Here is a 22,697-nt window from a genome sequence, read left to right on the forward strand (position 1 = left end):
AATTATAAAATTTACCAAAGGTCCATATATGGAATGGGGATGCATAAAGTGTGGGGTCGAAATACCTCAGGACAGAGAGTTTTGCGACAGTTGCGAAGATAAAAACTTCAGGAAAATTGGAGGCTTTCTTTTTCTCCCTCTTATAGGATTAGTGGTCACCGCTGCTTCCAATCTTTTTGCAATGACAGATGCATTTAAATTTACGATAGAAAACTATTCGCATTTGAATGCAAATGCAAAAATCTTCTTCATGCTTTCCCTGGTTATTTATATAGGCGAATTTCTTTTTACAGTCACCGTTCTTTCATTTTTCCTAAAAAAGAAGAAATCGCTACCAAAGCTTTATATTTTGTTTTTAATATCAATCGTGACGACAATGTCATTTAATACCTACTTGCTTTACATATTAATTCCTGGCGCTGAAATTGGCTATAATGAACTTGTGCCAATTTTTAGAAACGTGATAACAGCTTTGATTTGGATTCCTTATTTCATAACATCTGTTCGCGTAAAAAGAACGTTTATCCGATAAAAGCACGAGTGACTTCATCATTTTGATGACAGAAGATGCATGGCTATACTAATGCACATACAGTCATCAACACTGAGCGGACGCTATCACCGTCCGCTCATTATACGGAAAGGGCAGAAAAGTGGGTAAGGTCCGCACTGAGTTAAGAACGGACACTCTTGTAGAAAGCATGGCGTCGGATTATAGTGAGAGCATTGATTGATAAGTGAGTAGAATCAGAACAGTAGCCAATGAAACAAAAACTTCGCAAACGTAACCAGGACTGGATATCAAGGCAATTACAACGTGCGCGCAAAGAGAAAATGCCGTTAAGTTTCTTTATTAATTTTCCTTCAATACGAGCAACTGCGTGTAATGGTCAGCGCCTTAAACGGCGTGGTCGTCTCAAGCCTGACTGGAGTCGCGCATTGTTTCATCCGGGGTGGGGAGAAGTGCCGATTATTGGACCGCAAGGCTCAGTGTATTGGTTTGAGGGGTTTGATAAGGAACAATTACCTGGAGAATTGATGCCGCTATGGGAAGATGTTTGATTGTATTGACTTTGAATTAATAACTTTCAGTGTAACGCTTAGACAGTGAGGAGTAGAGGCCAATTCTACTCAAAGACTAACGTATTCCTGTTAGCCATTAACCGATTTTATCTAGTTAAAGATAATCTACATAGCTGACCGAATCTGCGTATCCCCAAATTCTATAACCGGTTGATACCTCGATTCCAGGGAGATGAATAGCGCGAAGAATAGTACCTACCATGGTATGTTGTTCAACTGAGTTTGTCATAATATCAAGATACTTGATATCCAAATAGCCACCTTCACAGAAATGGTAAAACCACTCGCCATCAACTGCAGATTCATAGCCATTGAGAAAAGTGATTTTCCATAAGGGGGAAGATTCAATGCTAACCATTGCCATGCGGATCTCATTCCATTTTGTATTATTCATGCAGCTATAAAGCATTTGAACCTCCCGGGATCTGCTCCCGACAGATTAACACGCTACCAGGATAACAACGTAAAATTATGGCACAAAGCTGAACTTCATATTCACTTGTCTTCCCCCCTCTCTATCGCCCCACCGCCACTCTCAGGTACGAATCCGTGAACGCGTTTATCACCATGTTCAGAAAAGTGATGGGCAGCACGGCCGCCCATTACTTTGCCGAACGGAAAAACAGTAACCGTTAACCCGGCCCCTCGCTCCCCGCCGCCAGCAGCGGCACCACCACGTCGCTGATGGGCACCGCAATGCCGTGTTTGCGGCCGTAGCGCTGAATCACGCCGTTGCGGATGTCCCACTCCATCGGGCGAGCCGCCTGACGGTCAGCGAGAATCGACGTGCCGAGGTCCTCAGGCGCGCGCTGAAAGTTCGCCAGAATCTCCTGCGCCACGTCATCGGCCAGCTTCGCCCCCTCGGCGCGGGCGACAATAAGCCCTTCCCGCAGATAGGCCAGCGCAAGTTCGCTGATATCCTCGCGCCTGAACATCCCGGCACGGCGGTTAGCGAGCACCATCAGCCCGGCGACCGCGTTTTGCAGCAGCTTGCGCCAGGCGACGGTGGGGAAATCCGCCGAGAGTTCAACCGCGCAGCGCGTATCGCGAAGCGCCTCCACCACCCGCTGCGCCTGCGGCACGTCCGGCAGCGTCAGGCGCGGCTTCGCCCGTAGCCAGACGGAGGCATCCGGCTCGCGCTGCGCCGGGAACCAGACCACCGACGGCAGCACCGTTGCGCCACTGACCAAAGGCTCAAGCTGCGCCTTCTGCTCTACGCCATTTTGCAACGCGCAGACCACGGTATTTTCATCGCAAAGGGCGCGCAGCCACCCGGCGCTGTCGGCATTTTGCGTCGTTTTTACCGCGATAAACACGAGGTCAACGGGGCGCGTGATGGCCGTCGGATCGGTGAATACCGGACCGGGTACCACCGTTTCACCCTCATCGTGACGCAGGCGTAATTCCGGATGCGCGGTCCGTCCGCAGAGCAGCGGCGTGCGGCCCGCGTCATGCAACACCGCGGCAATGGTGGTGCCAATCGCACCGGGACCAATCAGCGCAATGGTTGGATAGTCAGACATGAGTCACTCCCCTTTTGCTAAGCCTGCTATCAGTTATACCACCCTGAGACGAGCGCGCCACACCCGTTGTCTATACTCAACATTCACAGACAACGGAGTGCGCCATGCCTTTACCCGATTTCAAATCCTCTGAACCTTTTACCCTCGGCATCGAACTCGAACTGCAGGTGGTTAACCCGCCGGGGTACGATCTCAGCCAGGACTCCTCCGCGCTTATCGCCGCCGTCAAAGACGACATCAAAGGCGGCGAGGTCAAACACGACATCACCGAAAGCATGCTCGAAATCGCCACTGGCGTGTGTCAGACCATCGACCAGGCGGCGGCGCAGTTCTCGGTGATGCAGCAGAGCATCCTGCGCGCCGCGGCGGAGCAGCATATCCAGATCTGCGGCGGCGGGACGCACCCGTTCCAGAAGTGGCAGCGTCAGGAGGTGTGCGACGACGAGCGCTATAACGTCACGCTGGAGCGCTTTGGCTATCTGATTTTGCAGGCGACGGTATTCGGCCAGCACGTGCACGTCGGCTGCCGGACCGGGGATGACGCCATTTACCTCCTGCACGGCCTGTCGCGCTTTGTACCGCACTTTATTGCCCTGGCGGCCGCCTCGCCGTACATGCAGGGCACCGACACGAAGTTCTCCTCGTCGCGGCTCAACATCTTCTCCGGGTTCCCGGATAACGGACAGATGCCGTGGGTCAACAGCTGGCAGGAGTTCGAAGGGCTGTTCCGCCGCCTGAGCGCCACCAGCATGATCGACAGCATCAAAGATCTGCACTGGGATATTCGCCCCAGCCCGCATTTTGGCACCGTTGAGGTACGGGTGATGGATACCCCGCTGACGCTCGGCCACGCGATTAACATCGCCGGGCTTATTCAGGCGACGTCGCACTGGCTGCTGACCGCGCGGCCGTATAAGCATCAGGAACGGGATTTTCTGCTGTATCGCTTTAACCGTTTTCAGGCCTGTCGCTACGGGCTGGAAGGCATTCTGACAGACGTGCATACCGGCGAGCACAAAACCGTGGCGGAAGATATCGCCTGGCTGCTCGAGCAGGTTGCGCCGTCCGCCGAGAAGCTCGGCGCGACAAGCGCCATCAAGGAAATTGCCCTGCTGTTAAAGCAGGGCAAGAGCGAGGCGCAGCGCATGCGGGACTTTATCGCCGATGGCGGCTCGCTGATTTCTCTGGTGCAGAAGCACTGTGAGCTGTGGGCGACGAGTCCGTAATGCCGTGGCCCCACTCGCGCAGGCGCTGGAACAGCACGAACAGCGCCGGGATGAACACTATCCCCACCACGGTCGCCACCAGCATGCCGCTGAAGACCGTAGTGCCGATGATGCGGCGGCTCTGGGCACCCGCCCCGGTCGCCAGCATCATCGGCAGGACGCCGATAATGAACGACACGGCGGTCATCATTACCGCGCGGAAGCGGCGCGATGCTCCCTCCCGTGCGGCATCGACAATCGCCATTCCGTCCATGCGCCGGGCGCGGGCAAACTCCACGATAAGAATTGCGTTCTTGGCGGCGAGGGCTATCAGTAGCACCAGACCAATCTGCACGTACACGTCGTTGGCATAGCCCGCCAGCCACAGCCAGACCAGCGCCCCGCCGATGGCGAACAGCACCGAGAGCATCACGCTCGCCGGCAGCGTCCAGCTCTCATACTGGGCGACGAGGAACAGCCACGCCATCACCACCGCCGCCAGCACGATCCATATCGCCTGATTGCCGGTCTGCTGCTCCTGATACGACATGCCGCTCCAGGCGTAGTCGTACCCGGCTGGCAGGTTTTCCGCCAGAATCTCGCCCATCGCCGCCATTGCGGTGCTGCTGCTCACCCCTTCCGCTGCCGAGCCGCTCACCGATACCGACGGGAACTGGTTGTACTGCTGAATAAATGGCGCGCCGACGGTCGGCGTGATGGTGACGAGGTTGCTCAGACGCACCCGCTCGCCGCTGTTGCTGCGCACGAAAAGCTCGCTGATTTGCTCCGCGCGCTCGCGCCACTGCATTTCGTTCTGCATCACTACGTGGTAGACGCGGTTGTTGACGCTGAAATCCCCGGCGCGCGTGCCGCCAAAGGCGGTTTGCAGGCTGCTGAAGATGCGTGACACCGGCACGTCGAGGCGGGCCGCGCGCTCGCGGTCAACGGTGAGCGTCATCTGCGGCACGTTGCTGCTCCAGGTGGTGAACACGCGGCTCAGCTGCGGGTGCTGGTTGGCTTTCGCCAGCACCTCACGCGTCACGCGCTCCAGCTCCGCCGGGCTTTGCCCCGCCTGCGCCTGAATGCGCAGGTCGAAGCCGGAGGCGTTGCCCAGCCCCGGCAGCGTCGGCGGCGCAAAGGTCATGATGGTGGCTTCCGGCAGGGCCAGCAGCTGTCGCTGAAGGGTGCCCATCACCTCATCCAGCGGCGGACGCTCGCTCCAGTCTTTGAGCATGATGGAGATAAACCCGCCGTTCGATGCGCTGGTGCCGTTGAGGATGTTAAACCCGGAGACCTGAATCACGTCTTCTACCGCCGGGTTTTTAGCGATCAGCTCGCGCGCGGTGGTCATCACCGCTTCGGTGCGCTCCAGCGAGGCTGCCTCCGGCAGTTGGACGCTGGCGAAGAAGTAGCCCTGATCCTCCTGGGGCAGGAAGCCCTTTGGCATCGACATAAAGCTGAATACCACCACCGCCGCCGCGCCTGCGGTGGCCAGCAGCGCCAGCCACGGACGGAGGTTGAACACGCTCACGATCCGGGTGTAAAGCATGCGCATGGCGTCCAGCCCGCGGTTGAACCCACGGAAAACGGCGGCGGGCTGTGCCGGACGCGGGCGCAGCAGCAGCGCGCAGAGCGCGGGCGTCAGGGTCAGCGCCACCAGGCTTGAGAGCGTGACGGCGGTCGAGAGCGTCACCGCAAACTGGCGGTATAGCTCGCCCACTATCCCTGGCAGGAGCGCCACCGGTACAAACACCGCCAGCAGCACCAGCGTGGTGGCAATCACTGGCCCGGCAATCTGGCGCAGCGCCAGCGCGGTCGCCGCCGTGCGGCTCTGCCCTTCCGCCATCAGCGTTTCAACGCTCTCCACCACCACGATGGCGTCATCCACCACCATGGTCAGCGCCAGAATAATGGCAAACAGGCTGAGCGTGTTGGCGGAGTAGCCGAGCGTATAGAGCACCGCAAAGGTGCCCACCAGCGACACCGGAATGGCGAGGGCGACAATCAGCGTCGCGCGCCAGCTCTGCAGGAACAGGGAAACGACCACCACCACCGCCAGCATCGTCAGCGCCAGCGAGACGCCGATCTCTTTAATGGTGGCAGCCACAAAAGAGGTGGTGTCGAATTTCACCTCATAAACCAGGTCGTCCGGGAAGCGCGTTGAGAGGCGTTCCAGCTCCGCGCGTACCGCATCGGCCACGCGCAGGGCGTTGGCGGACGGCGTCGGGTAGATACCCAAATAGGCGGAGTCGTGCCCGTTCAGCTGCGCGCCGGAGCTGTAGCTGCGCGAGCCGAGCTCGATGGTGGCGACGTCCTTCAGGCGCACCAGCTGGCCCATCTCCCCGGCGCGAATAATGATGTCGGCAAACTCGTCGGCCTGGCTTAAGCGCCCCAGCCCGTTGATGGTCAGGGTCTGCTGCTGGCCGTTAAACACCGGCGGGGTGCCCACCTGGCCGGCCGCGCCCTGTACGTTCTGCTCGCGCAGCGCCTGCGCCACGTCATCGGTGGTGACGTTCAGGGCGTTCATGCGGTCCGGGCGCAGCCAGATGCGCATGCTGTAGTCGCGCGCGCCGAACATCTGCACCTGCCCCACGCCGGGCAGACGCGACAGCGCCTCGCGCACCTGGGTGCTGGCGTAGTTGCTGACGAACAGCGGCGTGTGGGTGTTATTCGGTGAGTAAAGACTTACCCCCATCATCAGGTTGGTGGCGCGCTTGCGCACCTGCACGCCGTTTTGCTGCGCCTCGGTGGGCAGCTGCGCTACGGCCTGCGCCACGCGGTTCTGCACGTCGATGGCGGCGAGGTCCGGATCGGTCCCCGCCGCAAAGGTGATGTTCAGGCTGTACGAGCCTTCGTCCGAGCTGGTGGACTCCATGTAGAGCATATGGTCCACGCCGTTCAGCTGCGTCTCCAGCGGCGTGGCGATGGCCTCCGCCACGTCGGCCGAGCTGGCACCCGGCCAGCTGGCAGAGACGTTCACCACCGGCGGCGCGATCTGCGGGTACTGCTCCACCGGGATAATCCTCAGCGCGATGGCCCCCAGCAGGGTGATGACCAGCGCAATCACCATCGCGAAGCGCGGGCGTTTGATGAAAAACGTCAGCATGATGGCTCCTTAATTCAGTATCTGGACGGCAGTGCCGGGCTGCACGCGCTGCGCGCCGTCAGTAATCGCTCGCTCACCGGGCTTCACGCCAGAGGCAATCTGGAACTGCTGGCTAATCTGACCAGCCACGTTCAGCGGGCGCATTTCGGCGTTGCCGTCGGCATTAACCACCCAGGCAAAGAAGCCGTCGCCGTTCTGCTGGACTGCGGCGGCGGGGAGGGTCAGCACCGGCTGCTCGCTTGCCGGGCGCAAATAGACATTCACGTTGCCGCCGGGCAGCAGCTGATGGCGCGGATTGGCAAACTCGGCGCGCAGCATCACGCTGGCGGTACGCGGGTCAACGCGGTTATCCACTGACGTCAGCTCGCCGCTGACGCGCTGGCCGTTGCTGTCGATCAGCGCCTGCCAGGCACGCTTCATGGCGTTGATATCCGCATGCTCTCCGGCTTTGGCGGCAAACGCCCCCTCTTCCAGCGCAAAGGCGATGCGGATCGGGTCAAGCTGCACCACCTCCACCAAAACGCCGCTCGCCGGGTTGACCAGGCTACCCACGTGGAAGCTGCTGTGCCCCACGCGGCCGTCAATCGGCGAGGTGATGCGGGTGTAGCTCAGGGTGACGCGGCGGGCGTCGAGCCGGGCCTTCGCCTGCTCGAGAGCGGCGCTGGCGACGTCGCGCTGCATGCGGGCGTTGTCCACGTCGTGACGGCTGATGGCGTTGCTGCTGCCGAGACTTTCAAAGCGGGAAAGCTGCTGCTGCGCCTGGCGCAGCGTGGCTTCGGCGCTTTTCACTTCGGCCTGCGCCAGGCGCAGGGCGGCGCGCGGCTCGGCGTCGTCCAGCTCAAACAGCACGTCGCCCTTTTTCACGTACTGCCCGTCGCGGAAGTGGATTTTGGCAATCGTGCCCTCCGTGCGTGCGCGTAGCTCAACGGTGTGAATGGCTTCGATGCGGCCCGGGATCTGGCGCTCGGCGGCGTGGGCGGTTTGCTCCACGGTGGCGACGCGAACGGGAATGGCGGCGAATGCGGGTTGCAGGATACTGACAAGAAGTGCTAACAGGACCGGGAATTTCATGGGAGTACCTCAGGGTTGTTGCCCTCACCCCGGCCCTCTCCCACAGGGAGAGGGCGGTCAGAGTCCCCTCTCCCCGTGGGAGAGGGTTAGGGTGAGGGCAAAAGGTTATGCAGCCTTACGGAACCTGCGGGTCAGCCGCTTCTCGATTTCGACGACGAAGAACATCACGCCTGCAACGGCCAGGGTCACAAACCAGTAACGCAGCGGCAGGGCTTCGGTACCGAACAGCATCTGCATAAACGGCAGGTAGATAATCGCCGCCTGGAGCAGGAACAGCACGCCCGTCACCAGCCAGATCCCTTTGTTCGCCAGCAGGCCGCGGTTGAGGGAGAACCCTTCGGTGTTGCGGCAGTTAATCATGTACACCCACTGGGCGCAGACCAGCATCTGCAGCAGCACGGTGCGGATGAACTCCGCGCTGTGGCCGCGCGGGGCCAGCCAGGCTTCCAGCGCAAAGGCGGCGATGGCAATCATGGTGCCGACGAAGGCCACGCGCCAGACGGCGTAGGCGTCCATCACGTGCTGGCCGGTCTGACGCGGCGGACGGCGCATGATGTTGCGCTCGGCGGCTTCAAAGGCCAGGCCGAAGGAGAGCGTGGCGGAGGTCGCCATGTTCATCCACAGGATCAGCACCGGCGTCAGCGGAATGATGTTCCCCGCCAGCAGCGCAATCACAATCAGCAGCCCCTGCGCCAGGTTGGTCGGCATGATGAACAGGATGGTCTTCTTCAGGTTGTCGTAAACGCGACGCCCCTCTTTCACCGCGCTGGCGATGGTGGCGAAGTTATCGTCCGTCAGGACCATGTCCGCCGCCTCTTTGGTCACTTCCGTGCCCTTAATGCCCATCGCAATGCCCACGTCCGCCTGACGCAGCGCCGGGGCGTCGTTCACGCCGTCACCGGTCATGCCGACAATTTCACCTTTGTCCTGCAGCGCTTTCACCAGGCGCAGCTTATGCTCCGGGCTGGTACGGGCGAAGATGTCATACTTCACCGCGGCTTCCGCCAGCGCGGCGTCGTCCATCTTCTCCAGCTCATAGCCGGTGACCGCCTGCTCGCTGTTGCTGATCCCCAGCATCTGCCCGATGCTCATTGCCGTCTGCGGGTGATCGCCGGTGATCATCTTCACGCGGATCCCCGCCTGCTGGCAGGCGTTAATCGCGTCAATCGCTTCCGGGCGCGGCGGATCCATCATCCCGGCGATGCCGAGGAAGATCAGGCCGTGGCTCAGGTCATCGTGCGTCAGTTCCTGCTCGCCGTTCGCCGGCTTGAACGCCGCGGCGACCATCCGCAGCCCCTGACGCGCATAGCGCTCCATCTCACTTTCCCAGTACGCGCGGTTGAAGGCTTCCGCACCGTGACGGGTCTGCTGCTCGGCGCACAGGGCGAAAATGACGTCCGGCGCCCCGGTAATCAGGATCTGCTCCTCACCCCCAATCTGGTAGTGGGTGCTCATGTACTTGTACTGCGAGTCGAACGGGATTTTGTTAACCAGCGTGGTCGTGACCGGCTCAAGGTTGGCCTTCGCCGCCAGCACCTTCAGCGCGCCCTCGGTCGGCCCACCGGTAATGCCCCACAGCCCGCGCTCGTCCTGAATCAGCTGACTGTCGTTACACAGGTCGATGGTGCGGAGGTACTGCTCCAGCACGGTACCCGGCTGGATGTGGACCGGCTCGTCGCTGCCTTCCAGGTAGATGTTACCCACCGGCTCGTAGCTGTTGCCGTCCACGCGGTAGCAGGCGTCGGCGGTGATGATGGCTTTGACCGTCATCTCGTTCATGGTCAGGGTGCCGGTTTTATCCGAGCAGACCACGGTCATCGCGCCAAGCGTTTCCACCGTCGGCAGCTTGCGGATGATGGCCCGCTTGCGCGCCATTGCCTGCACGCCCAGGGAGAGGATGATGGAGATAATGGCCGGCAGACCTTCCGGCACGGAGGCCACCGCCAGGCTGATCAGGGAGAGCAGCAGCTCGCCCATTGGGATCTCGCGGAACGCCAGGCTGAAGACAAACAGCGCGGCCATCATCGCCAGAATAATCGCGAAGATCGCCTTACCCAGCTTGTCCATCTGCACCAGCAGCGGCGTACGGTGCTTCTCGATACCCGCCATCATCTGGTTGATGTGGCCGAGTTCCGTATCCTGACCGGTGGCGGTGACCACGCCGATGCCGCCGCCCGCGCTGACGGTCGTCCCGGAGAAGACCATATTGGTGCGATCGCCCAGCGGTAATTCGCCGCTCAGCGGATTAACGTGTTTATCCACCACGGTGGATTCACCGGTCAGAATCGCCTCTTCCACGCGTAAATTATGCGCTTCAATTAAACGCATATCCGCCGGAATACGATCTCCCGCGCGTAATACAATAATATCGCCCGGGACTATTTCAGTTGTGGGAATTGTTTCATGGTTGCCGTTACGAATAACGCGCGCCTCGCTGGCGAGCATATTACGAATACTCTTCAGGGATTTTTCCGCGTTGCTTTCCTGAATATGACCAATTAAGGCATTGATTACCGCCACGCCCAAAATAACCAGCGTATCAACCCAGTGGCCCATTACTGCCGTTAATACGGCGGCGGCCAGCAGGACATAAATCAGGACATCATTAAAATGGGCCAGGAAACGCAGCCAGGCGGGTTTCCCTTTTTTCTCCGGCAGCGCGTTCGGCCCTGTTTTTTGCAGACGCGCCTGCGCCTCTGCACGGTCCAGACCGCTGGCCTGGCTCTGCGCGTGAGCAAGCACCTGCTCTACGGTCTGCTGGTATGCCAGCCCGCCGGAAGGCGGCACGTTCGGAATCACTTTTTTTTCAGTCATCGTATTTTTCCTTCAATTTCCGGTGAACAGAAGCCTGAATTCCTTTCGGGCTTAAATAAATTCATTTTAAAGTCTTGCGGGTAAAATTGATCTACCGCAATATAATGACTTCTCGGTTATTCAAAACTGATTAAAACTATGTCGATGATCTGATTTTTACAAAATATTTCTAAACCAAAACTAAACGAGGGGGAACCATGTGGGGTATTTATCGCGGGCGCAGACTGGTGTTATACGTTATCGCGGCCATTGTTATTGCCACGTTAATTGGTTATAGCACCTATACATTTGTAAAATTATTTTCCTGAGACGGACGTTTATTTACACTACGCGATAATTATTTAATCGCGTCTGGGATATTTATCTTTTTCTGTTAATTATTCACAGAATAGCGCATTCGTTTTATCCGTAAACGTGCGCCGGGTTTATATTGCTTTACGTTCCGGGATGCCGGACAATGACATTTTTAACTGACGATTAACATTACGATGAAACACCCGCTAGAGTCGCTGCTCACCGCAGGCGGCATTTTATTGCTGGCACTGCTTTCATGCCTGCTGCTCCCTGCGCCTTCGCTTGGGCTGGTACTGGCGCAGAAGCTGGTTCAGACCTTTCACATGGTCGATCTTAACCAGCTCTATACCATTCTGTTCTGCGTGTGGTTTTTACTGCTCGGGGCGATTGAATTCTTTGTGCTGCGTTTCGTCTGGCGACGCTGGTTTTCACTGGCGTCGTGAGCCCATAAAAAGGCCGGGTGGCGGCTACGCCTTACCCGGCCTACACGCGACAGGTTAATGTGTCTGGCTATGGTTCTCTTTACGGTACGCGCCAGGCGGCTGGTTGAACGTGCGGGTAAAGATGCGGGTAAACGTCTGCTGCGAGTCAAACCCGTAACGCAGGCAGATGTCGTACACCCGGGCGTCGGATTCACGCAGATCGCGCGCCGCCAGCAGCAGCTTGCGTTCACGGATATAGCGCCCCAGACTCTCCCCTTTGTACTGCATAAACAGCCGCTGCAGGTGCCACTTCGAGTAACCCGCGTGGCGGGCAATCTCTTCTATTCGTAATGGCTGGTGCAGATTGTCGTCGATCCATTCGACGATAGTGTCGATGACTTGAGCGGAAATGGTCATACTGCTGTCCCCCTCTGCTTCTCGCTTAAACATTATTCCCACCACGCACGAAAGGTTTGCGCGGTGTCGCTTACCCGGACGGGCTCGCCCAGTTCCGGCGTCAGCAACCGATAATTTTTATCCTGGCTGGCTTTTGCCAGCTGGATCAGCGGATCGTTCCAGGCGTGTTTCGCCAGCACGAAGCGTCCGTTATGCCCGGGCACCACGGCTTTCGCGTTCAGATCCGCCGAGGCCTGCGCCGTTTCCTCCGGCAGCATGTGGATGTACTTCCAGTCCTGGTCGTACTGGCCGTTTTCCATGATGGCGACGTCCACTTCGCCAAACTGTTCACCGATGGCCCTGAAGTGCGGGCCGTAACCGGAATCCCCGCTGTAGTAAACCTTCTGCTCTGGCGTGACGAACATGAAGCTGCCCCACAAGGTGCGATCGCGTTTGATGCCGCGGCCGGAGAAGTGACGCGCCGGCAGAACGTGCACCGTCAACGCATCGCTGATGCGCACCGACTGGTTTCAGTCGCGTTCGTCAATAATCTCGGGCTTCATCCCCCAGTAACGCAGGTGGGAGCCGACGCCCAGCGGCGTCACCACCCGCTTCACCTTCGGCAGTAGCGCCCTGATGGTGGCGTAATCAAGATGATCGTAGTGATCGTGCGAGATAATCAGCAGGTCGATCGCCGGCATGATTTCAGCCCGCCACGGATACTCGCCGGCAAAGGCCTTATTGAGGAACGAGAACGGCGCGGCATAGTTGCCAAGAACCGGGTCAATGAGGATCCGTTTACCCGCGAGCTGCAGATACCACGAGGAGTGACCGAGCCACACCAGGGTGTCCTGCTCCAGCGGCAGGCTCGCAAGATCGGTTTTCACCAGCGGCAGCGGCTGGGCCGGGCGGGCGTTTTCGGTTTTTTTGGTCAGAAACTCCCACATCGCGACCAGCATATTTTTGTCACCGTTATAACCCGGCGTCGGCAGCGTATTGTGGAATTTCCCCTCGCGATACTGTGGAGAGGCCTCCACTTCAGTAAGCCGTTCACCCTGCGGCGGCTGGCCGAATCCGGCATTCAGAACAAACGGTAAACTCGCGGCTGAAGCAATAATCATGATTAACACCACGCAGATGAAGAGAGGTTTTTTCATATCCTGACCCGAAAACGCGCCCCATCCGATAGCGTGCGCAGGGTAAACTTGATTATGAGTGAGTAAGCACTCATTATAGATATGATGATAAAGTCGTCAAGACGTTTTCGATCTTTGACATTCCGCGTTGCAGCGTGTCAAAGCACGTGTTTCAATCAGGGTTTTTATAATTGACAGGAGGAAAAATTTAGTGGCACGTCCGAAGAGTGAAGATAAAAAACAGGCCTTACTGGACGCCGCAACCACGGCGTTTGCACAGTCAGGTATTGCCGCCTCAACGGCGCTCATTGCCCGTAAGGCGGGCGGTCGCCGAAGGCACCCTGTTCCGCTACTTTGCTACGAAAGACGATCTGCTGAATGCCCTCTATCTGCACCTGAAGCAGGATCTCTGCCAGACCATGCTGGCGAACCTCGATCGCACCATTACGCTGCCCAAAGAACATACCCGCAATATCTGGAACAGCTATGTAGACTGGGGTATTCGTAACCCCGTTGCCCATGCGGCGATCCGCCAGATTGGCGTCAGTGAAAAGCTGAGCGCCGAAACGGAACAGGCGGTGAAAGAGATGTTCCCGGAGCTGCATGAGCTCTGCCGCCGCTCGGTGCGTCAGGTGTTTATGTCTGATGAATTTAAAACGTTTGGCGATGCGCTTTTCTTATCGCTGGCCGAAAGCACGATGGAATTTGCCACCCGCGATCCGTCCCGCGCCGTTGAATTTAAAGCGCTCGGCTTTGAGGTAATGTGGCGCGGACTTGCCCAGGAAGAGAGCGATGGACAGTAAAACGTTGCAGGAACACGCAAAACGCGTGGCGCTGGAACTGCCGTTCACCGAACACTGCTGGCCGTTTGGGCCGGAGTTTGACGTGTTTAAAGTGGGCGGGAAAATTTTCATGATTGTGGCCGTCGCGCACGGGCGGCCGCACGTTAGCCTGAAGTCAGACCCGGAAAAATCGCTGTTAAATCAGCAGATTTATCGCGGCGTTGAACCGGGCTATCACCTCAACAAAAAGCACTGGATTTCCCTTTACGGTACGGACGACGTGACGCCGGAACTGGTTACCGATCTCATCAATGATTCCTGGCATCTGGTGGTGGATAAACTGCCGAAAAAAGACCAGAAGTGGATCCGGCCGGTCTGATTGTTCGTCTGAGACGAACAGATTAAGCGCTCGAATTGCCCTTATCTTTTTCCGCGTCCCGCTGTAATCTGCTCACCTTTCGCGCCCGCACGCGGGCGAATTTCATCATCAGGAGTTGTTATGGATATCATTTCTGTTGCGCTGAAACGCCACTCCACCAAGGCGTTCGACGCAAGCAAAAAACTGACCGCTGAAGAAGCGGAAAAAATCAAAACCCTGCTGCAGTACAGCCCGTCCAGCACCAACTCCCAGCCGTGGCACTTTATTGTCGCCAGCACCGAGGAAGGAAAAGCGCGCGTGGCGAAATCCGCGGCGGGCACCTATGTGTTCAACGAACGCAAAATGCTGGATGCTTCTCACGTGGTGGTGTTCTGCGCGAAAACCGCGATGGACGACGCCTGGCTGGAGCGCGTTGTCGATCAGGAAGAAGCCGATGGTCGCTTTAATACCCCGGAAGCGAAAGCGGCAAACCATAAGGGCCGTACCTACTTTGCTGACATGCACCGCGTGGATCTGAAAGATGACGACCAGTGGATGGCGAAGCAGGTTTACTTGAACGTCGGTAACTTCCTGCTGGGCGTGGCTGCGCTGGGCCTGGACGCGGTACCGATTGAAGGTTTCGACGCCGCGATCCTCGACGAAGAGTTTGGCCTGAAAGAGAAAGGCTTCACCAGCCTGGTGGTGGTGCCGGTTGGGCATCACAGCGTGGAAGATTTCAACGCCACGCTGCCGAAATCTCGCCTGCCGCTGAGCACGATTGTGACCGAGTGCTAAACAAAACGGGCCGCTCTGTGCGGCCCGTTACGCTTTACTGATGACTAACCTGCGATGTGGGTGCACATCACGATCGTGTCCCCAGGCAAACGCAATCCAGCGCTCTTCCAGCTCGGCATATGAGCTCACCGGCGTTAAGTGCCACTCTTCTCCTACCGTACCGTCAGCCACGCTTATCCGATAATTCATGCTGAACGCCCAGTCTATCATGCGTAACCAAAACCGCTGTCCGTCGCCGGTTTGTTCGCTGTCAGACACAACAATGTCGTATTCGCTTAGCACCCATTGAAAGAAGGATTGTGGTAAACCACTTATAACCCGCTGATGGACAGCGCGTGGCGTACGCCACACCATGACCTGTGTCGCAGCACCGTGGGGGAACGTAATTTCTTTATGAAACGTCAGCTTGACCGCATACGCCGTATAGGGTTTTCCGTCCTCGGTGGTCACGAGACGGTATTCATCGCCGTAGCGCGATTTTAACAAGCGATATCCCACAGGCAGCATAAATCCGGGCAGATGAAAATCCACCGTACCCCGCGCAAGAAACGCTTCGGTATGTTCGACGTTTCGGGAGATAAGGCCTAATTTTTGGCTGAAATCTGCGGAATCAATCATCAGTGGCGACATGGTGGTTTCTCATGGCGTGAGTATAGACGACTTAACACCCCGTCGAAATGATGTCGATTCAGTGATGGGTTTAAGTTAACCCCCACATTACGCCAGTCTTCTCCACTTAGCAGAGACGGCTCTTATTCCCTGAAAGCCCCTCGCAAAAATTATTTCCCCTGCGCCGCCAGCCACGCCATCGCCCGCTCTCCCGCCTCATCCACCGGCAGATACACCAGCAGCCGCGATCCGTTTCGCGGCGCGGAATACCAGTACATCTGCTGCAATGTAAAATCCCCCAGCTCGGGATGGGTAAACAGCTTGAGCTGGTTCTCCACACCGCGCACGTCGTTGCGCTGGTGCCACAGGGTTTTAAACTCTTCGGACACTGCAAAGAAGCGCGCCAGCTTGGCCTCCCAAAGCGGATCGCCCCGGTGTTCGGCCATCGCCGCGCGGAAATAGGAGACAAAGATGGGCAGCACGTCGTCGCGTCTGCCGAGGCGCGCGCGCCACGCCGGATGCGTGAGGAACAGATAAATACAGTTGCGATCTTCGGGAGGGATGTCATTGAAATCGACGCCCATCAGATGCCCGAAGCTGTCGTTCCACGCCACGATATCGAAGTTCGGTTTCTGAATGCTGGCGGGTTTCGGCATCAGCGTATCCAGCAGGCGGCGCGTGCCTTCGCTAATGCCCTCGCAGCAGACCGCCTGCGGCGCTTCACCCGGCGGTAAACCTGCTAACACAAACAGATGTCGGGCCTCGGTCGGGGTACATTGCAGCGCTTTTGCCACGGCCGCCATCACCGCGCTGGACGGATTGACGTCCCTGCCCTGCTCAAGCCAGGTGTACCAGGTGACGCCCACATCAGCGAGCATCGCCACCTCTTCCCGGCGCAGGCCCGGCGTGCGGCGGCGACCGCTGCGCGGCAAACCTAAGCGCTGCGGATCGAGACTTTCCCGCCGGGCGCGTAAAAATGCCCCGAGCTGTTTTCGGGTGTCATCCTGACGTGAAACGACCGGTTCAGACATCAGCGCCATAAATCCCCCTGCATGGTAGTGCCAGTACCAGTATAAGCAAGAACTGGTACCCGTTTATCTGATGGTAGATGCTACGACCATCTGTTGAATGACGCAATGGAGTTACCATGAATACGTCAGTTGTTTCACCGGGTCGCGCTGGCCTGATATTGCTGTTAACCGGCCAGATGCTGCCGATGATTGATACCTCAATCACTAACGTGGCGCTGGACGCCATCACCCATTCACTGCATGCGACCGCTACCGAACTGGAGCTGATCGTCGCCCTCTACGGCGTGGCCTTTGCCGTCTGCCTCGCGCTCGGCAGCAAGCTGGGAGATAACTTTGGCCGTCGTCGTCTGTTCATGTGGGGTGTGGCGAGCTTTGGCCTGGCCTCGCTGCTGTGCGGAATGGCGGGGAACATTGAACAGCTGCTCGCCGCGCGCATCGTTCAGGGCGCGGGGGCCGCACTGATCGTGCCGCAAATTCTTGCCACGCTGCACGTCACGCTGAAAGGCACCGCCCACGCCAAAGCCATCAGCCTGTTCGGCGGCATCGGCGGGATTGCGTTTATCGTGGGACAAATGGGCGGCGGCTGGCTGGTATCGGCGGATATCGCCGGGCTGGGCTGGCGTAACGCCTTCTTTATCAACGTGCCGATTTGTCTGGTGGTGCTGGCGCTGAGCCGCCGCTTCGTACCGGAAACCCGTCGCGAGACGCCGTCACGCATCGACTGGCCGGGTACCGCGCTGCTGGCGGTCATGCTTTGCTGCCTGCTGTTCCCGATGGCGCTCGGCCCCCAGTGGCACTGGTCCTGGCCGCTGAAGGCGATGCTGCTCGCCCTTGTCCCGCTGGCCTGGCTGATGGCGCTGAACGCGCGCAAAAAAGAGCGTGAGAATGCCCACCCGCTGATCCCGCCGCGCCTGCTTGCGCTTCGCAGCGTGCGCTTTGGCGTCCTGATTGCGATGCTCTTTTTCAGCGCCTGGTCCGGGTTTATGTTCTGTATGGCACTGACCATGCAAACCGGTCTGGGGATGGCGCCGTGGCAGTCCGGGAACAGTTTTATCGCCCTTGGCGTGACCTACTTTGTTTCGGCCTGGTTCGCGCCGCGGCTGATTGCCCGCTACAGCACCAGCACAATCCTGCTGACGGGTCTGGCGATCCAGATTACCGGCCTGCTGGCGCTGATCGCCACGTTCCGCGTTTGGGGCATGGAGAATACCACCCTGACGCTGGCACCCGCGACCGGACTGGTGGGCTACGGGCAGGCGCTGATCGTGAACAGCTTCTATTGCATCGGGATGCGCGACATTCAGCCTGACGACGCGGGAGCCGCGAGCGCTATTTTAAGCACCCTGCAGCAGGCCGCGCTGGGCCTCGGCCCGGCCATTTTTGGCGCCATTTTGCTGCACGCGCTTCAAAACCATCACGGGGATTACACCCAGGCGGTGAACGTCTTCCTGATGGTGGAAACGACCATGATGGTGGTACTTGCTCTGGCGACACTGCGTATCCGCCATAGCCTGTGCCTGCCGGTGGCGAAGATCTGTCAGGCCGCCAAATAAGTTCGTGAATTTGCATAATAGATCCGCAGCCGCCATTATGGGGCTGCAAAAATACAGGAGACGTTATGCAGGAATTGATTGCTCAGGTTGAAGAGTTAGGCATTGAAATTAATCACACCACCTCTTTAGTGATTATCTTTGGTATTATTTTTCTTACCGCCATCATCGTTCATTTTATTCTGCACAAAGGGGTACTTCGCGCATTCGAAAAGCGCGCGCAGGCCAGCAGCCATTTATGGCTGCAGATCATCACCCAGAATAAATTATTTCACCGTCTGGCCTTTACCCTTCAGGGGATAATCGTCAACGTCCAGGCGGTACTGTGGCTGCAAAAGGGCAGCGAAGCGGCGGAAATACTCACCACCTGCGCGAAGCTGTGGGTGATGGTCTATGCCCTGCTCTCCTTCTTCTCGCTGCTGGACGTGATTTTCAATCTGTCGCAGAAAATGGCCACCGCGTCGCAGCTGCCGCTAAAGGGGATTTTCCAGGGCATCAAGCTGGTGAGCGCCATTCTGGTGGGAATATTGATTATCTCCCTGCTGATTGGCCAGTCTCCGGCGATTCTGATCAGTGGTCTGGGCGCCATGGCCGCCGTGCTGATGCTGGTGTTTAAAGACCCGATACTTGGACTTGTAGCGGGTATCCAGCTTTCCGCCAACGATATGCTCAAGCTCGGCGACTGGCTGGAGATGCCGAAATACGGTGCCAACGGCACGGTGACGGATATCGGCCTGACCACCGTGAAAGTGCGCAATTTCGATAATACGATTACGACCATTCCGACGTGGGCGCTGGTCTCCGACGCCTTTATCAACTGGAGCGGCATGTCGGCCTCCGGCGGACGACGCATTAAGCGCAGCCTGAACATTGATACCACCAGCATTCATTTTCTCGACGAACAGGAGCAGCAGAAGCTCATTCAGGCGAAACTGCTGAAGCCCTATCTGGCCGCACGTCATGAGGAAATTAGCCTGTGGAATCAGCAGAACGGTGAAGGGGAATCGGTATTAAACCTGCGCAAGATGACCAATATCGGCACCTTCCGCGCCTACCTGAACGAATATCTGCGCAACCACCCACGCATTCGTAAAGATATGACGCTGATGGTGCGCCAGCTCGCGCCGGACGCCAACGGCCTGCCGATTGAAATATACGCCTTCACCAACACGGTGGTCTGGGCGGAATATGAGGAGATTCAGGCCGACATCTTCGACCATATTTTCGCGGTGGTGGATGAATTTGGTCTGCGCATTCACCAGTCGCCTACGGGGAATGATATTCGCTCCCTGACAGGCGTTATTGCCAGATAATCAGGTGCTGGCGCGGGAAATAAAGCGCCAGTCCATCATCACCCTTTCCGTGGGCGCGTCCGGGTTGTCGATCTTATTTAAGAGCAGATCGACCGCCTTGCGCCCGATATCCCGCGACGGCTGTTCGATGGTGGTGAGCGAAATCATGTCCGCCAGCTCCGTACCGTCAAAGCCGACCACGGCAATATCCTCTGGCACCCGAAGACCTGCCTGCTGAATGGCGCGCAGCGCGCCCGCCGCCAGCGTATCGGAAACGGCAAATACCGCATCCGGCGGATTATTTTTTAACAGGTTTTGCATCGCCGCCATGCCCGCCCCGGAGCTGAGATCGCTGGCATACTCCACCGCCTGATAGTCCAGATCGCGCAGGTGGATCACGCTCTTGTAGCCGCGTTCGCGCAGGCGGGCATATTTGTAGCTGAGATCGTGGTTGATCATCGCGATACGCTTGCGGCCGCCGTCGGCCAGCTGGCTGACGGCATGCTGTGAAGCGTCCACATCATTGATGCCGACGCAGGAGACCGCGCCCGCATCGGCATATTCGGCGCACTGCACCCACGGTGCAGAACCAATCAGCGCGGCCAGCTCCGGCAGCTTCGAGAAGGCGTCCATGGTGATAATGCCGTCGACGATTTTGCCGGAGAGCAGGCTTAAGCCCGAGCGGGAGCGCTCGATGTCCGAGCCGGAGTTGCACAGCAGAATGCGGTAGCCGTTTTTCTCCGCCTCGGCTTCGATGCCCTTCACCACTTCGGCGCAGAACGGGTTGGCAATGTTGGACACCATCACCAGGATCATATAGCTGCGAGCGGTGCGCAGCTGACGGGCGAGCAGGTTTGGCTGGTAGTTGCTCTCCTGAATCGCCCGCAGAACGCGCTCGCGATTTTTCGCCTTCACGGTGTCGCTGTTATTCAGCACGCGGGAGACCGTCGCCACGGAGACCCCGGCCAGCTGAGCGATTTTCTGAATTGACATAGCGACGACACATCCTGCGGTTAGCGTTTTGTGCAGGCTACCATAAATTTATTGCCCGGCGAACCGGGCAACGCGTTATTGTTCCACGCGCACCCAGCGCTGCTGCTGATGGCTTTTCACAATGGCATCAATGATATACATCACGTTTGCGCCATCGTGAAACGTCGCAAACTGCGGCGTCTCCGGCATCGCGCCCGCCTGCACGGCGCGGTAGAACTGCGCCATCATATTTTTGAAGGCGTCCGGCCAGCCTTCGATATGTCCGCCGGGGAAGCGGGCGCTGTCGGCCACGTCAGGGTTCATCAGCCCCGGATCGTCGGTGAGCGTCTGGTTGGCCTGCGCGCGATGGCCGATCCACAGCTGCTGCGGCACCTCCTGGTCCCACGCCAGCGAGCGCTCGCTGCCGTTGATCTCAAACGTCAGGCGGTTTTTACGCCCGGCGCTCACCTGCGAGATGCTAAAGCAGCCCTTGCTGCCGTCGTCAAAGCGGAACAGCACCGAGCCGGAGTCTTCGGTCGTGACCGGTTTGTCTACATACTCCGCCTGCTCGTCGTGGGAGAAGGTTTGATTCCCGACCTTGCTGGCCCTGCGCGTCGGCCAGACGATGGATAAATCAGCCATCACCTCGGTAATGCGCCGCCCGGTAACGAACTGCACCGTATCGCACCAGTGGGAACCGATATCCGCCACCGCCCGCGACGCACCGCCGAGCGCGGCATCCACCCGCCAGTTGTAGTCGGTTTCCAGCAGCATCCAGTCCTGCAAATAGCTGCCGTGCGAGGCGAACAGCCGCCCGAGGGTGCCCGCGCGCATCATGCTCGCCGCCTGACGCACCATCGCAAACTGACGATAGACAAAGCTCACGCCATGCACCACGCCCGCCAGCTCTGCCAGCGCCACCAGCTCGCGCGCCTCCTCAGGGATCATGCACAGCGGCTTTTCGGAAAACACGTGCTTGCCCGCGCGCAGGATCTGGCGGTTAATCTGTGCATGCAGGTGGTTCGGCGTGCAGTTGTGCACCACGTGCAAATCAGGGTGCGCGAGCAGCTCCTCAACGCTACCGTACACGTGCGGTACGTTTAGCAGGCGCGCCTTTTCCTGCGCCTTAACGAGCGAGCCGTCGCACAGCGCGACCACCTGAACAAACCCAAGGCGCCTGAGCGCCTCGATATGTGCCGGGCCAATAAACCCGCTGCCGACGATCCCGACGTTAATCATGGCTGCCCCCTGCGGCGAAATCGTCAAACGCGCGCCCGGCAACCGGAATGATGTGGCGGCGGATAAATTCACTGCCTTCACTCGCCCCGGTATCGCCATCCTTAAGGCAGCACTCCCACTCCAGCACCGCCCAGCCGTCATAGTCGTACTGGGTCAACTTGCCGAAAATGCCTTTGAAGTCGATCTGCCCGTCGCCGGGCGAGCGGAAGCGTCCGGCGCGGTTGATCCACGGCTGGTAACCACCGTAGACGCCGCTGCGCCCGCTGGGGCGAAACTCGGCATCCTTCACGTGGAACGCTTTAATACGCGCATGGAAGATGTCGATAAAGGTCAGATAGTCCATCTGCTGGAGCAGCATATGGCTTGGATCATAGAGAATGTTGCAGCGCGGATGGTTGTCCACCAGCGCAAGAAAACGCTCGAAGGTGACGCCGTCGTGCAGATCTTCCCCCGGATGCAGCTCAAAGCAGACGTCCACGCCCTGCTCGTCGAAGGTATCCAGAATCGGCCGCCAGCGGGTCGCCAGCTCCTCGAATGCTTCCTGAAAACGCTGCTCGTTATGCGGCGGCCACGGATAGAAAAACGGCCACGCCAGCGAGCCGGAGAAGGTGGCGTGTGCTTTCAGACCTAATCTTGCCGAGGCGACCGCCCCCTGCTTCAGCTTCTCCGTGGCCCACGCCCGACGCGCCGCCTCGTTACCGCGCACGGAAGCGGGCGCAAAGTGGTCAAACGCGTCGCTGTAGGCGGGGTTCACCGCCACGAGCTGCCCTTCCAGATGGGTCGACAGTTCGCTGATAACCAGCCCGTGTGCGGCCAGCTTAGCGGCGATGTCGTCGCAGTAGGTCTGGCTCTCTGCGGCTTTCTCGACGTCAAAGATGTGCGGATGGTTGCAGGGGATCTGCACCGCCTTATAACCTTTACCTGCCGCCCATTCAGCCAGCCCGTCGAGCGAATTAAACGGCGCTTCTGCGCCAATAAACTGCGACAGAAAAATGCCGGGTCCTTTCATCGTCCTCATA

The 22,697-nt window shown here is 58.4% G+C and carries 19 protein-coding genes and 3 pseudogenes; 10 read left to right on the forward strand and 12 right to left on the reverse strand.

The genetic code is table 11. The features are described from left to right. Positions 1–28 precede the first annotated feature (28 nt). Positions 29–532, forward strand: coding sequence for a DUF2569 family protein (locus tag LLF79_RS09480; protein ID WP_227879424.1), 504 nt, complete (start codon positions 29–31; stop codon positions 530–532). Positions 533–762: 230 nt separating this feature from the next. After that, positions 763–1,062 carry a hypothetical protein gene (locus LLF79_RS09485; RefSeq protein WP_126534563.1) on the forward strand — a complete coding sequence of 100 codons (300 nt, stop codon included), beginning with the start codon at positions 763–765 and terminating at the stop codon, positions 1,060–1,062. Positions 1,063–1,177: 115 nt separating this feature from the next. Here LLF79_RS09485 and LLF79_RS09490 read toward each other — a convergent pair whose 3' ends face one another. Further along, the gene (locus LLF79_RS09490) at positions 1,178–1,492 is read right to left on the reverse strand and encodes a DUF6678 family protein (protein ID WP_008499398.1); all 315 of its coding nucleotides are present in this window, start codon (positions 1,490–1,492) and stop codon (positions 1,178–1,180) included. A 119-nt stretch (positions 1,493–1,611) separates the two neighbouring features. On the opposite strand from LLF79_RS09490, the pseudogene LLF79_RS09495 reads away from it, so the two are divergent. Next, positions 1,612–1,719, forward strand: a pseudogene (locus tag LLF79_RS09495) (AraC family transcriptional regulator); the annotation flags it as partial. Here the strand turns inward: LLF79_RS09495 and LLF79_RS09500 are convergent. Beyond that, positions 1,716–2,606 carry an oxidoreductase gene (locus LLF79_RS09500; protein ID WP_206805778.1) on the reverse strand — a complete coding sequence of 297 codons (891 nt, stop codon included), beginning with the start codon at positions 2,604–2,606 and terminating at the stop codon, positions 1,716–1,718. The pseudogene LLF79_RS09495 and the gene LLF79_RS09500 sit on opposite strands and share 4 nt — an antisense overlap. Before the next feature lie 104 nt (positions 2,607–2,710). On the opposite strand from LLF79_RS09500, the gene LLF79_RS09505 reads away from it, so the two are divergent. Then, on the forward strand, positions 2,711–3,832 hold the full coding sequence (locus LLF79_RS09505; protein WP_227879425.1) for a YbdK family carboxylate-amine ligase: 1,122 nt from the start codon (positions 2,711–2,713) through the stop codon (positions 3,830–3,832). Here the strand turns inward: LLF79_RS09505 and LLF79_RS09510 are convergent. From LLF79_RS09510 to LLF79_RS09520, 3 genes are all read right to left on the reverse strand, one after another. Beyond that, positions 3,762–6,917 (reverse strand): efflux RND transporter permease subunit, encoded by a 3,156-nt coding sequence (locus tag LLF79_RS09510; protein ID WP_227879426.1) that lies wholly within the window; start codon positions 6,915–6,917, stop codon positions 3,762–3,764. The genes LLF79_RS09505 and LLF79_RS09510 overlap by 71 nt on opposite strands. A 9-nt stretch (positions 6,918–6,926) precedes the next feature. Beyond that, positions 6,927–7,988 (reverse strand): efflux RND transporter periplasmic adaptor subunit, encoded by a 1,062-nt coding sequence (locus tag LLF79_RS09515; protein WP_227879427.1) that lies wholly within the window; start codon positions 7,986–7,988, stop codon positions 6,927–6,929. 105 nt (positions 7,989–8,093) lie between these two features. Continuing rightward, a complete protein-coding gene (locus LLF79_RS09520; RefSeq protein WP_087449830.1) occupies positions 8,094–10,802 on the reverse strand; it encodes a cation-transporting P-type ATPase in 2,709 nt (902 codons plus the stop codon). A 488-nt stretch (positions 10,803–11,290) separates the two neighbouring features. On the opposite strand from LLF79_RS09520, the gene LLF79_RS09525 reads away from it, so the two are divergent. Beyond that, positions 11,291–11,539 carry a DUF1158 domain-containing protein gene (locus LLF79_RS09525; RefSeq protein ID WP_013097677.1) on the forward strand — a complete coding sequence of 83 codons (249 nt, stop codon included), beginning with the start codon at positions 11,291–11,293 and terminating at the stop codon, positions 11,537–11,539. 54 nt (positions 11,540–11,593) lie between these two features. On the opposite strand, the gene LLF79_RS09530 is transcribed toward LLF79_RS09525, so the two are convergent. Continuing rightward, entirely contained in the window at positions 11,594–11,935 is a 342-nt protein-coding gene (locus LLF79_RS09530) for a RamA family antibiotic efflux transcriptional regulator (protein ID WP_010428317.1), read from the reverse strand. Positions 11,936–11,967: 32 nt separating this feature from the next. Then, positions 11,968–13,071, reverse strand: a pseudogene (locus tag LLF79_RS09535) (MBL fold metallo-hydrolase). Between the two features lie 190 nt (positions 13,072–13,261). On the opposite strand from LLF79_RS09535, the pseudogene LLF79_RS09540 reads away from it, so the two are divergent. The 3 genes and pseudogenes from LLF79_RS09540 to nfsB all read left to right on the forward strand — a co-directional run bounded on the left by LLF79_RS09540 (position 13,262) and on the right by nfsB (position 14,985). Then, positions 13,262–13,853, forward strand: a pseudogene (locus LLF79_RS09540) (TetR/AcrR family transcriptional regulator). Then, positions 13,843–14,211 carry an MmcQ/YjbR family DNA-binding protein gene (locus LLF79_RS09545; RefSeq protein ID WP_023293103.1) on the forward strand — a complete coding sequence of 123 codons (369 nt, stop codon included), beginning with the start codon at positions 13,843–13,845 and terminating at the stop codon, positions 14,209–14,211. The pseudogene LLF79_RS09540 and the gene LLF79_RS09545 overlap by 11 nt, the downstream one beginning before the upstream one ends. A gap of 120 nt (positions 14,212–14,331) precedes the next feature. Continuing rightward, on the forward strand, positions 14,332–14,985 hold the full coding sequence (gene nfsB / locus LLF79_RS09550) for an oxygen-insensitive NAD(P)H nitroreductase (RefSeq protein ID WP_021241586.1): 654 nt from the start codon (positions 14,332–14,334) through the stop codon (positions 14,983–14,985). 27 nt (positions 14,986–15,012) lie between these two features. Here nfsB and LLF79_RS09555 read toward each other — a convergent pair whose 3' ends face one another. Beyond that, a complete protein-coding gene (locus LLF79_RS09555) occupies positions 15,013–15,615 on the reverse strand; it encodes a hypothetical protein (protein WP_008499384.1) in 603 nt (200 codons plus the stop codon). Positions 15,616–15,764: 149 nt separating this feature from the next. Beyond that, positions 15,765–16,634 carry a helix-turn-helix transcriptional regulator gene (locus tag LLF79_RS09560; RefSeq protein ID WP_008499383.1) on the reverse strand — a complete coding sequence of 290 codons (870 nt, stop codon included), beginning with the start codon at positions 16,632–16,634 and terminating at the stop codon, positions 15,765–15,767. A gap of 107 nt (positions 16,635–16,741) precedes the next feature. Between LLF79_RS09560 and LLF79_RS09565 the strand changes: the two genes are divergently transcribed. After that, positions 16,742–18,178 carry an MFS transporter gene (locus LLF79_RS09565; protein ID WP_227879428.1) on the forward strand — a complete coding sequence of 479 codons (1,437 nt, stop codon included), beginning with the start codon at positions 16,742–16,744 and terminating at the stop codon, positions 18,176–18,178. A gap of 65 nt (positions 18,179–18,243) precedes the next feature. After that, entirely contained in the window at positions 18,244–19,488 is a 1,245-nt protein-coding gene (locus tag LLF79_RS09570) for a mechanosensitive ion channel family protein (RefSeq protein ID WP_227879429.1), read from the forward strand. On the opposite strand, the gene LLF79_RS09575 is transcribed toward LLF79_RS09570, so the two are convergent. The 3 genes from LLF79_RS09575 to LLF79_RS09585 all read right to left on the reverse strand — a co-directional run bounded on the left by LLF79_RS09575 (position 19,489) and on the right by LLF79_RS09585 (position 22,696). After that, on the reverse strand, positions 19,489–20,460 hold the full coding sequence (locus tag LLF79_RS09575) for a LacI family DNA-binding transcriptional regulator (RefSeq protein ID WP_008499380.1): 972 nt from the start codon (positions 20,458–20,460) through the stop codon (positions 19,489–19,491). Positions 20,461–20,535: 75 nt separating this feature from the next. Continuing rightward, positions 20,536–21,678, reverse strand: a complete 1,143-nt coding sequence (locus LLF79_RS09580) for a Gfo/Idh/MocA family protein (RefSeq protein ID WP_227879430.1) — start codon at positions 21,676–21,678, stop codon at positions 20,536–20,538. After that, positions 21,671–22,696 carry a sugar phosphate isomerase/epimerase gene (locus LLF79_RS09585; RefSeq protein ID WP_227879431.1) on the reverse strand — a complete coding sequence of 342 codons (1,026 nt, stop codon included), beginning with the start codon at positions 22,694–22,696 and terminating at the stop codon, positions 21,671–21,673. Before LLF79_RS09585 ends, LLF79_RS09580 begins: the two co-directional genes overlap by 8 nt. Position 22,697: the final 1 nt, after the last annotated feature.

The sequence above is a fragment of the Enterobacter cloacae complex sp. 2021EL-01169 genome (assembly GCF_020733125.1).
GTDB classification, from domain to species: Bacteria; Pseudomonadota; Gammaproteobacteria; order Enterobacterales; family Enterobacteriaceae; genus Enterobacter; species Enterobacter roggenkampii.